Here is a 13,592-nt window from a genome sequence, read left to right on the forward strand (position 1 = left end):
ATGATGACAATTACTGTGAGCGGGCGCGGTGGGTTGCGTGCCGCTCTGCTCGCACTCGTGTGGCTTTTGCTGTTCACAATGGGTGAACCAGCATTCGCCCACTGCGTGGGCAGATCGACGAACACTCGATCGCTCCCCGGTCGCCGCCGGGGACGGGTACCACGTGACCGTGACAGTCCAAGGCACGAACGGCATCTCCTGGGTGGTCCGGAGGGCCGACGAATCCGCCCGGGTAACGGGATGACTCTGCGGTTCACGGTGCTTGGTCCGGTCGCCGCAACCGCGGACGGTGAGCCGGTCGGTGTGGCCCGGCCCCGCCGCCGGGCAGTGCTCGCCTACCTCCTGCTGAACGCCAATCGTGTGGTGTCGGTCGACCAGCTGACCACGGCGATCTGGGAAAGCACGCCGCCGGCCACGGCGCGGGCGCAGGTGCAGTCCGAGATCTCGGCGCTGCGCTGGACGTTCCAGCGAACCGGCGACGCGACGCTCCCGCTGCTCACCAAGCCCGGCGGCTACGTGCTGGACCTCGCCTCGCACGAACTCGACCTGGCGGCCTACACCGAGCTTGTCGAGTTGGCGCGGGCCGAGCGTGACCGCGGCCGACTTCCGGACGCCCGCAAACTCATGCGCGACGCGCTGGCGCTCTGGGGCGGCCCGGCACTGGCAGGCGCCGTCGCCGGGTTCGTCGCCCCGGCCCGTCATCGGCTGGAGGAGACCCGGCTCGCCGACCTGGAATGGCTGATCGATATTGAGCTCCAGCTCGGTCTGCACCGCGGCCTCATTCCGGCGTTGAAGCAGTACGTCGCCGAACATCCGTTTCGGGAACGACTACGCGGCCAGCTCATGGTGGCGCTCTATCGAAGTGACCGGCAACCGGAGGCGCTCGAGGTGGCCCGGCACGGCCGGCAGATGCTGGTGGACGAGCACGGGCTCGACCCGGGCCCGCTCCTGCGCGAGTTGGAGTACGCCGTGCTCCGGCAGGATCCGGGCCTCGACGTCGTCGGCGCACCCGATTCCGACCAACCCACCGTCGGCGACCCGCCGGCCTATCGCGTCGCCGACCAGCCACGGCCAGCCCAACTACCGCCCGCGCCGCCGTTCTTCGCGGGGCGCCAGACCGAGCTGGCGGATCTGGTCAGGCGCCTGGGCAGCGACCCGAACCGACCCGGGGACGCCGGGCCGCGGGTCGCGCTACTGCACGGCATGCCCGGGGTCGGCAAGTCCGCCCTGGCGCTCCAGGTCGCCCATGCCGTCGCCGCCGCCTATCCCGACGGCCAGTTGTACGTCGACCTCGCCGGCAGCGGTCAGCCGCGAGACCCGGAGCAGGTGCTCGACGGATTCCTCCGCGCGTTGGGCGTCACCGATGCGGCAATCCCGGTTGAGCTGGCCGAACGGGCCGCGCTCTTGCGCAGCCTCTTCGCGGAGCGGCGCTGCCTGCTGCTGCTCGACGATGCCGGCGGGGCCGACCAGGTGCTGCCGCTGCTGCCGGCCGGGGCTGGCTGCACAGTGCTGGTCACCACCCGCTGGCAGCCCGACCTCCCGGGGGCGTACCGGCACCAGGTGGCGCCGGTGTCGCACGCGCAGGGACTCGACATCCTCGCCGGTCATCTCGGCCCTGATCGGCTCGCGGCGGAACCAGCCGCCGTCCGGGCGCTCTGCAACCTCTGCGACGGCCTGCCGCTGGCCCTGTGGTTCGCCGCCCGCCGGATGTACCGGGGCCGGTGGGCCGCCGACCTGGTGGCGCTGCTGCGTGACCCGCAGCACCGGCTTGACGAACTGGGCAGCGACGACGGTTCGATGCGCGACATCCTCGCACCGTCGTTCCGCAGGCTCAGCGCGACGGCGGGCCTGGCACTGCGCCGGGTCGCCGTACTCCCGACCGCCACCATCCCGGACTGGGCGCCCACGGTCTGCGCCGGCCTGGCACCCCGCGAGGCGATGCAGGCCCTGGACGAACTGGTCGGCGCCCACCTGCTGACGCCGGTGCCGCGCCAGAGCTTCGGCCCGCACCGCTACGTGCTCTCCGAGCTGGTCCGGGCCTATGCGCTCAGCACCGCCGCGAACGAACCGCCGCACAGCGTCGTATCCGCCGACCAGGCACTGGCACGCGCGGTCGACGGCTGGAGCGTCCTGGCACGGGAGGCTGCGTACCGGCTGGCGCCAGCGCGCGCGCGGCGGATGCTTCCCCGGCAGTCGTCGTCGCGTAGCTGGTCCCGGCCGCTGTTCCCACCGGCGGAGCTGGACCGGCTGCTCGCCGCGCCGCGTGACTGGCTCCACGAGGAGCAGGCAAACCTGGCGACGGTGGTGGCGGTGGCGAACGGGCAGGGTTGGACCCGGCCGGCGTCGGCGATCGCCGGTGCCGTGATCCGGGCCGCCCGACACACTCATCCCGGCGACGAGCCGAGCACCGCCCGGTACGCCCGGACACTGTCCGAGGTGGCCCGGGACAGCAGCTCCGGTTGACGCCGGTGGGTGCCGCGCAGCGCGGTGACCACGGCCGCCAGCCAGGTCCTGACCTCGGCTGTGGTCATCCGGACCCGGTAGCCGTCGCCGCACTTCGGCGGTTCGAGGCAGACCCCTCCGACACCGACCGCCTCCGGCAGCCCGCCGACCCGGGTGGCCACCACCGGCACGCCGTGGATCACGGCTTCGCGGGCGACCATCCCGAAACTCTCCTGCCACAGGCTCGGTACGAGCAGCAGGTCGGCCTCGGCGTAGAGCGCGCAGATGTCGGCGCGGTATCCCACTATCTCCACCCCGGGCAGGTTCGCCGGGTCGATGCCGAGCCGGGCGAGGTGGGCCGCGGTCCACCGCCCCTCCACGAACCGGAACGTGAACGGCAGCTTCGCCCCGGCGGCGGCCGCCACGAGGTGCAGCACGATCCCAAGGCCCTTGGCCGGCTCCGGGTTGATGAACGTCAACCGGTACGGCCCGGTACGCGGCAGGTCACGGGGCGGCTCCGCGGCGCAGTCGCAGCCACGCAGGCACGGTGCGATGGCCCGAGCCGGGCGGCCGGTCTGCGACACGAACAGCCGCCGGGCGAACTCGGACGGGACCACCACCTCGTCGATCAGCCGCAGTGTCTCCGGCACGGGCTGGAGGTCGGCGGCCGGATGCTCCAGCACGGTCGGCACGTCGGCCGCCGCCAGCCGCCGCGCCAGCTCGGTCTCCTCGCCCCGATGCCCCCAGAGCAGGGCGGCATCGGGCCGGTCCCGGGCCAGCAGGGTGCCCAGTCGCTCGGCGAGCGACCGCAATCCGACCTCGTGGCCGGTGTCGGCCCCACCCGGCTCCACCGGACCATCGAGCACGGTCACCCGCTCGCCGGCGGCCCGCAGGGCCTCGGTGAGCTGGCGCAGGTGGACAGCCTCCCCGGACCGGCCGGCGTGGATTCGGTGGACGCTGGTGACCAGAACGTGGCTCATCGGTCACCCCGTACCGCGCCGGACCGGTAGGCCGGGACGGCGAACCCGTCGCGGAGCCGGACGACGGCGGCCACCCGACGCCGCAGCAGCGCGACGCTGTCCGGGTCGTCCTTGCGGTAGACGAGAGGCGCCAGCCAGACCAACGCCCGGGAGTCGAGCGGGCGCAGGGTCCAGGGGACGTCCGCCAGCATCGGGTCCGCCCGCACGGCACGGGCGAACGCGGCGACAACCGACGGGGCGAACGGCAGCGCCGCGGTGTGCCATTCCAGCCCCTGCGACAGTTGGCCGACCGCCTCCGGATGGTCCCGGTTACCGCCGAGGATGCCCAGGTCGTCGTAGTTTCCGCCGAGTCGGGCGGCCAGTCGCTGCCCGTGCTCGCGGGCCAGCCGCTGCACGTCGGCGGTCTTGGCCCGCAGCATCGCGGGCGAACCGGCGGTGACATACAGGTCGAGGACGAGCCCGTCGTGGCTGCCGGTGATGCCCTGGGCGCGGCGGCGGGCCGGCGAGGCGAGAACGGTGGAGGTCACCAGCTCGTCCAGGAGCATGTCCCGCCAACAACGCAGCAGATCCTCGGTCAGCTCGGCACCGGCGAGCAGCACCGGGGCGGCCGTCAGTACGGTCGCCACCGGCAGCACGTGCGTCAGCTCCACCACCACCGGCCCGTGTCCGGCGGTCTGGAACAGTGACCCCTGGAGATGCGGGCCGGGTGGATAGGGCAGCGCCCGGCGAACCCGGTCGTCGGCGGCGTCCTCCCAGCCCAGGCGCGTGAGTTCGCCGTCGCGGCTCAGGACGAGAAAGTCTCGACAGTGGCGTTCCCGCTCACCCAGGCCGGCGAGCAGGCCACGCTCCAGGGCGTTGCCCAGCACCGAGGTGTGCGGGCCGGAGCCCGGCTCGGGCAGCTGGAAACGAGCCTCGGCCTGCCGCAACGCCGCGTTGAGCTGCGCGAAGGTAACCCCGGGTTGCACCGTGGCGAGGCCGAGCTCGACATCGAGGTCCAACCGGTCCATCCGAGCCAGCCGGACGATCAGCCCGGGGACGCGGACGCGGGTGTCGTCGTACCCCCAGTTGCGACCGCGGGCGTCCACCCGCCAGGCCACGCCGTCCTCGTGCAGGATCCTGACCAGCGCGGTGAGCTGCGCCAACGACTCCGGCTCCAGCACCCAGGCCGGAACATGCCCGCCAAGTACGGTCGATCCGGCAGGGCGGGCCAGCCCGGCACCGGTGTTCGCCAGCCGATCGAGCAACTCGGTCGAGATCATGTCCGCTCCAGCAGTGCGCGCACCCGGTCCGGGGCGACCCCGTACTCGTCCCGGAGCGTGTGGGTGACCGACACGTACGCGGCGAACAGGTGCTCGGCCGGGGCTCCTCGCTTGAGGTTCCACAGGTGGCCGAAGCGCGGTGGGTCGGTGAGCCAGCGCAGCGTCCGTGCGCACCACAGCGCGTTGAACAGGTTCACCACCGGCTGCCCGGCGACCGTGGTCAGATGGGTGGCGAGCACCTGCTCGGCGACTGTCATGTGCAGGTGAAGGTCGCGGCCGGGGGTGGTCGGATTGCCGGCCAGAAAGCTGAGCCCGGCGTGGCTGATCCGGCGTGCCAGGTGCGGGCTGGCCGCCCGGAACAGCGAGGTGTTACCGATCGTCGACGGCGAGTCCGGCAGCTCCACCCCGGCGGGATTGCGTAGCTCCCGCAGCCGGGAGTAGAAGTCGGCGTCACCGCGCTCCAAATGCGCGAAGATCGATCCGTTGGCGGGCAGACGTAGCTGGGTGCGCAGGTAGGCATCGGTGTCCACCAGGACCGCGTCCGGGTACCGCTCCAGCGCGAGCAGCTTCGGCAACGCGAAGCATGCGACCCGGTCGTAGCGCTGGTCGAGATCCCGGTCGTCCAGCGTCTCGGTCTGGTCGTAGCGGTCGAGCCAGCCGAGCCGGTCGAGCCACTCCATGGTCGGCGGGTCGGCGTAGAGCGTGATCGGGCCGGCGTACCGCTGCCACGAGAGGACGCTCAGCAGCCAGGTCACCCGGGACAGCTGCTGGTATGCCCGGGGCAGCCGGCGGGGTAGCTGCCAGTAGGCGTGCACACCACGTACTCCCTCAGCCACCGACGACCGCCACGCCCGCCGTCGGCTCGAGCCGGGACACGCCGGTAGCGTCACGCACGATCCGGACGTGCCGGCTGTCGAGGTGCTCACCGACCGGGCGATGGCTGATCACGATCAGCGTCTCCACCCGCCGCTTCGCCTCGACGAGCAGCCGCAGTTCCAGCTCCCGGTCCAGCGAGTTGGTCGCCTCGTCGAGGATCAACAGCGACGGTCGACGCAGCAGCGCCCGGGCCAACGCGAACCGCTGCACCTCTCCCGCGCTGAAGGTCGAGGCGTTTATCCGCATCTTGGTACGCAGCCCGAGTCGCAACGGGCGCATCACCTCGGTCAGCTCCATCTCGGCGAGCAGGTCGTTGATCTCCTGGTCGGTCACGTCGGCTGCCCCGCTGGACAGGCTGTCCCGGATCGTCGTGTGCAGGAAGTCGGACCGGGGCGGGACGTAACACACCAGCGGGCGGAGCCGATCCGGGTCCCAGTCCGCCATCGGCACCCCGTAGACGGTCACCTGCCCGGCCGGCACCGGGTCCAGGCCGCTGATGATCTGAGCCATGGTGGACTTGCCGACCCCGCTGACACCGCTGACGGTCACCGTCTCGCCCCGCTCCACCCGCAGGTCCAGCCGCAGGTCGAAGTGCTCTCTCGGGCGATGCACGCGAACCCCCTCCAGCAGCACCGCCGACGCCTCGGGCACCGGCTCGGTGCGGGCGCCCCGTTCCATCACCGGCAACGCGAAGAGACTCGTCACGTAACGCAGTTGCCGCTCCAGCGAGGCGGCGTTGGTGAGGCTCTGCGCGATCGCGGTGATCGAGAACAGTACGGTGCCCCCCAGGGTGAGGAACCCGAACAGCTCGCCGGTGCTGACCAGACCTGCCGACAGCAGCACCGAGCCGACCACGAGGATCACGTACAGGCCGGCGAACCGCAGGGCGCTGCTCGGCCCGTACACCCAGGCCAGCTTGTATTCGAGCCCGCGGACCGACTGATGCAGCCGGTCCAGCCGCCGGGAATGCTCGGCCTCCAGGTGGGAGACCGCCCCGAGCCCCCGATAGGTGGTCAACCCCTCGGAGATGCTGATCAGGAGATCCTGGAGCTCCCCGTCGAGTCGCAGTTGCTCCTCGAAACGGCGGTTGATCGGCATCCGCCCGAGGAACGTGAGGACGATGTGGAGTACGGCGACACCGGCCACCACGCCGGTCAGTGGCAGCGACATCGTCGCCATGAACGTCAGCAGGATCACCACGGCGACCGCGTCGGTGAACAGCGACAGCGCCAGGCCGGTGCCGGCCTCCCGGACGGCGCGGGCGCTCTGCACCCGGTTCAGCACATCGCCCGAGGTCATCTCGGTCCGCGCCGACGTACGGGTCAACCGGTCGACCAGCTCGCGCAGCATGGCCCGGTCGAACGACAGTCCAAGGGAGGTCAGCTGTCGATGTCGGATCCAGAACAGTGCGCTGACCGCGACGCTGAACGCCACCAACGCGGTGACCAGGGTGGGCGTGGCGACCGTGCCGCCGACAGCGACCTCGTTCAGGTACGGCAGCAGGATCATGTTGAGCAGGGTCAGGCCGGTGTAGAGCAGCAGGCTCATCGCGAGGACGGGCACAACCTGCCGAAACCTGACCTGGCCGGAGCGCAGCATCGGCCAAAGCCACTCGGCCCGAGCCGCCGCCCTCGGGCGGCGAGGCGCCCCGGCCGCCGGCTCCGGCGTGGCCGGCGACAGTACCCAGCCGCTGGCCTGCTCCTGGTAGGCGGGCTCGGTCAGCCACCCGTACCCGACCGAAGGGTCGAAGATCCGCACCCGCCGGCCGCGCCGCCGCTCGACGGTGATGAAGTGGTCGGCGCGAAGGTGGACGATCGTGCCCGGGGTGAGTTCGGCGAACGGGAAGTCCCGCCGGCCGCGGTATCGCACGCCGACCACCGCGGCGCAGGTGTCCCGCAGGTCCTGTAGCGACAACGCCCCCCGCGTCGCCAGCGCGTCCCGCAACGCCGACTCGGAGAACTGAAACCCCTGCACGCGCAGGCTGGCGATCAGTGCCCACACACCGCAGTCGTTGTCCTCGGTCTGTAATGTCACCGTCATTGACTGCTCCCCATCGTCGCGGCGGCGGACCCGTCACCCAGGCTCACGCAGACTCCCCACCACGGCCGCGACGTGGCCTCGGTCTCCGCCAGCGCCAGTGCCACCCCGAGCGTCCCCTCGATCAGCGACATCTTGAGCGGCGTGTCGAAGACGGCGGTGACGGTTCGGTCGTCGGTCCGGTCGAGGTGACGGGCGAGCCGGGCCGCCAACCGGGCCCGGCGGCCCGGGCCGACCAGGTCCCGCCACCCGGGGGCGAGCCTGGTCGCCAGGCTCAGCCCGGCCAGGCCGTGGCAGACCGTGACGTCGGAGCCGGGGTCGGCCAGCAGTTCGTCGAGCCGTTGGACGGCGGGGCCGGTGATCGGGGCGTCGATGAGCCCCGCCAGCACTCCCTGGTCGACCCCCGGCCCCAGCGCGGTCAGCATCCCGGGCTGGCCGTAGCACATGGTGACGCCGCCGACGCCCAGCCAGCCGCGGTCGAGCACGTCGGGGGTCAACCGCTCCAGATCGCGGATCAGCGCGTCGACCGCCGTGGTCATCGGCCGGTCCTGGCCGTAGCGGCGGCCCAGCATCCGTAGCAGCAGGATTCCGCCGCTGCGGCCGTGGTAGAGACCGGGCGACCCCTGCTCCATGATGGACATCGCGATCTCGGCCACGGACGGTGCCGTCCTGGCGCGGGCCGGCTCGTCAGCGAGGTCCCACAGAATCATCGCCACCCCTCCGGCGCCGTTGATCAGATCGTGGTCACCGTTCTCCAGGTAGTGCCGATAGAAGGCGTCGGCCACTTCCACCGCCTCCGCCCTGCCCCGGACCAGCCTCTCGGCCTGGCCGGGGCCCGGCGGAAGGCACTCACCCACCAGCCGGTGGCGCAGCCAGCTGACCCGAAAGTCGGGCACCTGTCCGCCCCGGAAGGCCAGCTCGGTCAGGGACGCCGCCAGCCCCTGCTGACCCAGCCGGGACGCGAGCAGGGCGAGGGCGGTCAACGCCTCCGGACTCGCGTGCCCCCGCTGCCGTAGCTCGGCGACGAGCCGACGCAGCAGCCGCCGGGCCGCATCGGACTCAGCCATCGGCTGCTCTGCCGTGGGCTGCCCGCGCCTGCCGACCCTTCAACAATCGCGCCGCCGCCAGTACGAGTTCCGGCTCGCGACTCACCGCCCGTCCCAGCGGCAGCCCACGGTTGACGCTCATGTGGATGAGGGCGCTCAGCGCCGTGGCGTAGGCGTCCCGGTCCAGGTCGTCCAGGTAGTCCAAGGCGGGCTCCGGCTCGGCGAGTGCGACGTCGAGGGCCTGCTCCAGGTCCGGCCGAGCAGCCCGGAAGGTCGCCATCCACTCCCGCTGGGCCCGCGAGCTGGGCAGCCGGGGGTCCAGGCCGCGCAGGTCGCAGAGCAGGGTCAGGGCACGCTCCTCGCCCACCAGCTGCTGACACCAGGCGGCGATCCGGGAAACCGCCAGGCTGTACCGGCCCGCCTGGTCCGGACCGGCCGCGAGTCGTTGCGCCCACCAGGCTGAGTCGGCGCAGAACAGCGTCACGGCGTCGTGCCTGGCCGCTGCGCCGCCGTACCGGTGGTCCTCCGGTGTCCAGGCCCGGAGGTCGACCTCGCAGGGCTGCTGCGGCACCATCGTGGACAGGTGGGCGCGCAGGCCGGCCAGGAGCGGCTCGGTATCGACGGCGCGGTGCACCCGTACCCGCAGATGTGGCCGCTCGTCGTGGTAGCGGATGTAGAACAGGTGTGACCGGCGCATCAACGTCACGATCTCGGGACGGCCCAGCCAGAGCTCCACCACCCGCTCCGGTGCGTAGACGTACCAGCTCGTCCACTCCGGGTCGGCGACCGGTTGCCGGTCCACCAGCCGGGTCCGCGCCATCGGCCGGACCGGTTCCGGATCAGGCCCCCGCCACGGCACCCACACGTCGTGGAGGTGCCCGCCCAGCTCCGAGTCGACAAGCGTCGCCACCGGCAGGGCCTCGTGCAGCATCAGCCGGCTCTCGCGACGGAGGCGTCGGACGAACCACCACCGCTGGGTGGCGTCGGTGAGATCCAGACGCATGGTCACATCCGGTCCCTCGCTCGCGTCCAGCTGCGGCCCGAGCCCCACCTCCGTGAGCACGTCGCACAACCGCGCCGGGTCCTCGGCCAGCGCCAGGAGATCGGCGCGGTGCTGCGCGTCCAGGACCACGCTGCGCCGGGCCACCAGGCAACGGCCGGCGGTGATCCGAGGAGCCATCCCACCCGGCGGCGCCCACAGGCTCGGGTCGGCGGTCAGCGCCGGGCCGTTGGCCTCGTCCAGCAGCAACCCAAGGAGCTGCACCAACCACGGGTTGAACCGGTTACTCAACGTCAACGGGCTGTCCCACCGCAACTGCACATATCGCCCGTCAGACCGGTGAACCAACTGAAGCCGCCCCGCATGTACGGTCACGGCCAGATCCGCCAGTCGCAGGTCATCGCCACGGGGTGGCAGGTTGACGTTGAGCCGGGGCAACCCACTCTCCGGCCGCCGCACCAGCGGCGCCCGCCGGTCCGGCGAGACCCATCCGATCTCCACCGGAAGCCAGCCGGGGCCCGCCGCACCGAGGTCGAGCTTCGGAATCCCCAGCTGTTCACCGAGCCGGGCGCCGGGCCCGCCCCAGAAACCCGGCAGGACCATCTTGATCCAGGCGTCCGTTCCCGCCACCGGTTCGGCCAGCAGCGCGCCGTTGACCATCCCGAATTGCGGCCGGGTGAACCCGGCGCCGTCCCCCGCGCGCGACCGCTCACGGGCCCGCCACTGGTCCAGCGTGAGCGCTTCCTGCCACCACTGCACCGCGCCGCTGTCGCGGCGGGCCCGCGGCACGAACAGCCGTCGCGCTGGGTCCGGACGGTCGCCCTCGACATCGGTTTCCTGCCGCCGCCAGCTTCCCAGCGGATGGTCCACCGGAGCGGTCAGCAGCCACACCAGCGGCACCGCCCCGCCGCTGTAGCCGCCGGCCACATGGTCCCGCACCCGGTCGAGCCGCCGGGGTCGCCACTGCGCCCCCAGGAGCTGGGTGGCCCCGTCGAGCAGCGCCGCCGCGCCCGCCCTGGGCAGTCGCGCCCGGACCTCGCTGAACGCGTCCACGAACTGGTCGTCCCGGAACGGCCGATCGGTGGCCAGCGCCGCCTTGACCGCCTCGGTGGGCGCGGCCGGCTCGGCCAGGTCGACCAGCATCGGTGGCGTGTGCTCCGGCAGCAGCAACTGCCGTTCCACACACAGGTCGAACTGGGTCTCGCCGCCGAGCACGGCCGCCCACTCCTCCGCCGACCGGGGTGCGGCGGCGAGCTGTGCGGCGAGCCGCTCGGCGAGCTGGCGCACGCTCGGTGCGTCTGATATCGAGGTGACTCCGCCCTTGTCCGGGTGCAGGTACGACCACCGGCCGTGCTCGGCGGCCAGGGAGGGATTGACGAACCACTCGCCGGTCCGCCGGGGCAGGTCGAGGCGGCGCAGCCGCACGTCGGTTCCGAGTTCCAGCCGGGTGGCCGGTGCGCCGGCACCCTCGTCGCCGAGGTCGGCGAGCAGGCTGAAGCTGAACACGCCGAACGGGGTCGGGCGGTATGTCGCCCGGCTGCCGTAGACCGCCTGGCGCGTCGCCGGATCCTGCCAGTCCCGGTCCTCCTCCGCCGCGCGCTGGAACACGGTCGCGTAGTCGATGGCCAACTCCAGTAGCTGCCGCGCCAAGCCCTCCGGAGCAGCGGCATCCGGCACCGCAGGCAGCACCGGAACTCGAAGCAGGCACCAACCCGGCGTCGACAGCGGTGGCGGTGAGGTCATCGGGACATCCATTCCGGGGCCGGTGAACCCGGCTGGCCGCTGACCAACCTGGACGGTCGCATCGCGCCGTGCGGCCGCATGATCGCGATGTCGACGCGTGCCTGCTCCAGCTGCTGCCGGACCTCCGGGTCCGTCGAGTCGCAGCGCTCCGCCAGCGCGAGCGCGGCATCCAGACCAACGTGGTAACTGGCGCTCAGCATCAGCAGAAACTCCTGCCGCAACGCCGGCGAGAACAGCGCGAGCTGCCCGGCTCGGGCCAACGCGTCGAAGCTGTGCAGCATCCCGGTCAGGCCGCGTCGGGCGAGGATGCTCCGGGCGACCGCGTCGGCGTAGGTGGCCTGCCACGCACCGGGCACCGGGCTTGGGCCGAGCAGCGCCAGTAGCCGTTCGGCGAGCCCGATCGCCACCCCGGGCATGTTCGCCAGAAAGAGGTCCGGATCAGCGTAGATACCGACCGGTCTACCGGCCGGGACGTCGGTCATGTCGACGATGTCCGGGGGCGACACGCGTACGCCGCTGGCCCGCAGAGTGTGGCTGGCGGTCGCGAGCAGCCCCGGCCCCTCCCACGGATGCACCACCTCCAGCCGGTCCCGGTCGACGAGGACGGTGGTGCGGCGCCCCGCCACGGGCTCGCACCCCATCGCCATGACCGCAGCCCGGTGAGACCCGGAGCCGAACCGCCAGGACCCGTCAAGCACCAGTCCGCCATCCGTGCCGGTGCGCAGCCGGCCGACCGGGGCGACCACGCCGTACAGCTCGTTGTCGCCGACGTACCACCTCGACAGCAGCTCTGACGACGCATAGGTGGACAGGTAGTGCGCGGTGCCGTTGGCAATCATGCACAGCCACGCGTGGCTGGCGTCCTTGTGGGCGGCGGTCCGAACGAGGTCCAGGCCCGCTGCCAGGCTCTGGACCTCCTCCGGACCGTCTCGCAGCCACAGCAACGGAGAGCTGAGCTGTTTCACCGGTTGTAAACCAACCTCACGGAACGTCGTGTACCAGGCTCACGGAATTCAGTAGCTGCCACCGGGCGGCGGCCCGCTGCAGTCGATCGAGCCGCAAACAGCCCTGGTGGCGATGGTGATCGTGCGGGTGACGCACGCGATGGTGGTGCCGCCCGCGGTCTTGTCCCAGGTGTCGACGTCAACCCCGGCCAGGTCGAGGTCGTCGAGGTCGACGAAGTACTCGGCCTGGTCAGCCACGGTGAAACCCGTGGCGATGTTCTCGGCCATACCAGTCCCTTCTCGGATCCGTTAGGGCTCGATGCCACGCGGAGGTTCCGCGCACGCCCTGATTGGCGGCCAGTGTGATCAAGGGATTTATGCGTCGGCTACGCGTTCGCTCTTCGGTTCAGCCGCCTCGCTGCTCATCCACGGCGCGGTGGCTGGTCAGGGCGACCCCGGCAGGTCCCGTCGGCCGGGCCGCCCGGCCACGCTTCCGGTTGGCAGGAGCCGAAGACGTCGGCGGCCGTCCAGGATCACGATCCGCCCGTTCGATCAGGTGGTGATCACCGGGTTGCCCGACTGCGCGGTCTCTACGGTTGCCCCGTCCCCGCCCGGGCGGGCCGGACGGTCCACGACCGCCCGCCGGGGGAGATCCGCCGCCAGGCACCAGCGGCGGCGGCGCGGAACGCGGTGACTAGCCCGGCCAGCCGATCGCGTCGAGGAACTCCTCCACGGCGACCACGACCCGGCTGAGCACCGCGATCGACTCGGTGAGCGGGCCGGGTACGTACATGCCGTGGTCCGCGCCTTCCACCTCCAGCACGTGGGGAGACAGCCGGCGGGCGACGTCGCCGTCCCACAGCCTGTCGGCGGTGCCACCCACGAGCAGGAACGGCGCGGTTGCGCGGCCCAGCGCGTCAGCCACCCACGGCAGGGTGAGCAGGGGCGTGAGCCACACGGCGGGCAAGGATCTCTCGGCGGCGATCGCTGCCGCGTTCGTACCGAGCGACTTGCCGATCAGCAGTGGGCGACCCTCGATGGTGTCGAGCAGTGGAACGATCTCACCGCCGACCCAGCTCTCGATCTCCGGCTGATCCGGCTTCGGAAACTCCGTGGACCACGAGTGTCGATGTACCGTCGCGCCCCGCTGCTCTGCCACGTCGCCGGCATACATCAGCAGGGGAGCGCCCGGCCCGAACCAGGCGCCGGGAATCACGACAGCGTCAGCCACGCGGACGACCCTACTCAGGACAGGTCCAGGTTCC

General features: G+C 71.9%; 10 protein-coding genes. 1 reads left to right on the top strand and 9 read right to left on the bottom strand.

All coding sequences use genetic code 11. The features are described 5' to 3' along the window. Window positions 1-240: 240 nt before the first annotated feature. Window positions 241-2,463 (top strand): AfsR/SARP family transcriptional regulator, encoded by a 2,223-nt coding sequence (locus V1633_RS22760; RefSeq protein WP_331216420.1) that lies wholly within the window; start codon window positions 241-243, stop codon window positions 2,461-2,463. On the opposite strand, the gene V1633_RS22765 is transcribed toward V1633_RS22760, so the two are convergent. From V1633_RS22765 to V1633_RS22805, 9 genes are all read right to left on the bottom strand, one after another. Next, window positions 2,385-3,422: a glycosyltransferase gene (locus tag V1633_RS22765; RefSeq protein ID WP_331216421.1), complete on the bottom strand. Its 1,038-nt coding sequence runs from the start codon at window positions 3,420-3,422 to the stop codon at window positions 2,385-2,387. The genes V1633_RS22760 and V1633_RS22765 overlap by 79 nt on opposite strands. Beyond that, a complete protein-coding gene (locus tag V1633_RS22770; RefSeq protein ID WP_331216422.1) occupies window positions 3,419-4,681 on the bottom strand; it encodes an FAD-binding oxidoreductase in 1,263 nt (420 codons plus the stop codon). The genes V1633_RS22765 and V1633_RS22770 overlap by 4 nt, the downstream gene beginning before the upstream one ends. Beyond that, complete coding sequence (locus V1633_RS22775) at window positions 4,678-5,517, bottom strand: hypothetical protein (RefSeq protein ID WP_331216423.1); 840 nt, start codon at window positions 5,515-5,517, stop codon at window positions 4,678-4,680. Before V1633_RS22775 ends, V1633_RS22770 begins: the two co-directional genes overlap by 4 nt. Beyond that, window positions 5,510-7,597 carry an ATP-binding cassette domain-containing protein gene (locus V1633_RS22780; RefSeq protein ID WP_331216424.1) on the bottom strand — a complete coding sequence of 696 codons (2,088 nt, stop codon included), beginning with the start codon at window positions 7,595-7,597 and terminating at the stop codon, window positions 5,510-5,512. The genes V1633_RS22775 and V1633_RS22780 overlap by 8 nt, the downstream gene beginning before the upstream one ends. Beyond that, entirely contained in the window at window positions 7,594-8,661 is a 1,068-nt protein-coding gene (locus V1633_RS22785) for a glycoside hydrolase family protein (protein ID WP_331216425.1), read from the bottom strand. The genes V1633_RS22780 and V1633_RS22785 overlap by 4 nt, the downstream gene beginning before the upstream one ends. Then, window positions 8,654-11,383 (bottom strand): thiopeptide-type bacteriocin biosynthesis protein, encoded by a 2,730-nt coding sequence (locus V1633_RS22790; protein WP_331216426.1) that lies wholly within the window; start codon window positions 11,381-11,383, stop codon window positions 8,654-8,656. Before V1633_RS22790 ends, V1633_RS22785 begins: the two co-directional genes overlap by 8 nt. Continuing rightward, complete coding sequence (locus V1633_RS22795; RefSeq protein WP_331216427.1) at window positions 11,380-12,348, bottom strand: acyl-CoA dehydrogenase family protein; 969 nt, start codon at window positions 12,346-12,348, stop codon at window positions 11,380-11,382. The genes V1633_RS22790 and V1633_RS22795 overlap by 4 nt, the downstream gene beginning before the upstream one ends. Before the next feature lie 48 nt (window positions 12,349-12,396). Continuing rightward, a complete protein-coding gene (locus tag V1633_RS22800) occupies window positions 12,397-12,615 on the bottom strand; it encodes a hypothetical protein (protein ID WP_331216428.1) in 219 nt (72 codons plus the stop codon). Window positions 12,616-13,021: 406 nt separating this feature from the next. Continuing rightward, the gene (locus V1633_RS22805; RefSeq protein WP_331216429.1) at window positions 13,022-13,558 is read right to left on the bottom strand and encodes an alpha/beta fold hydrolase; all 537 of its coding nucleotides are present in this window, start codon (window positions 13,556-13,558) and stop codon (window positions 13,022-13,024) included. Window positions 13,559-13,592: the final 34 nt, after the last annotated feature.

The sequence above is a fragment of the Plantactinospora sonchi genome (assembly GCF_036422035.1).
In the GTDB taxonomy this organism is placed as follows: Bacteria; Actinomycetota; Actinomycetes; order Mycobacteriales; family Micromonosporaceae; genus Plantactinospora; species Plantactinospora sonchi.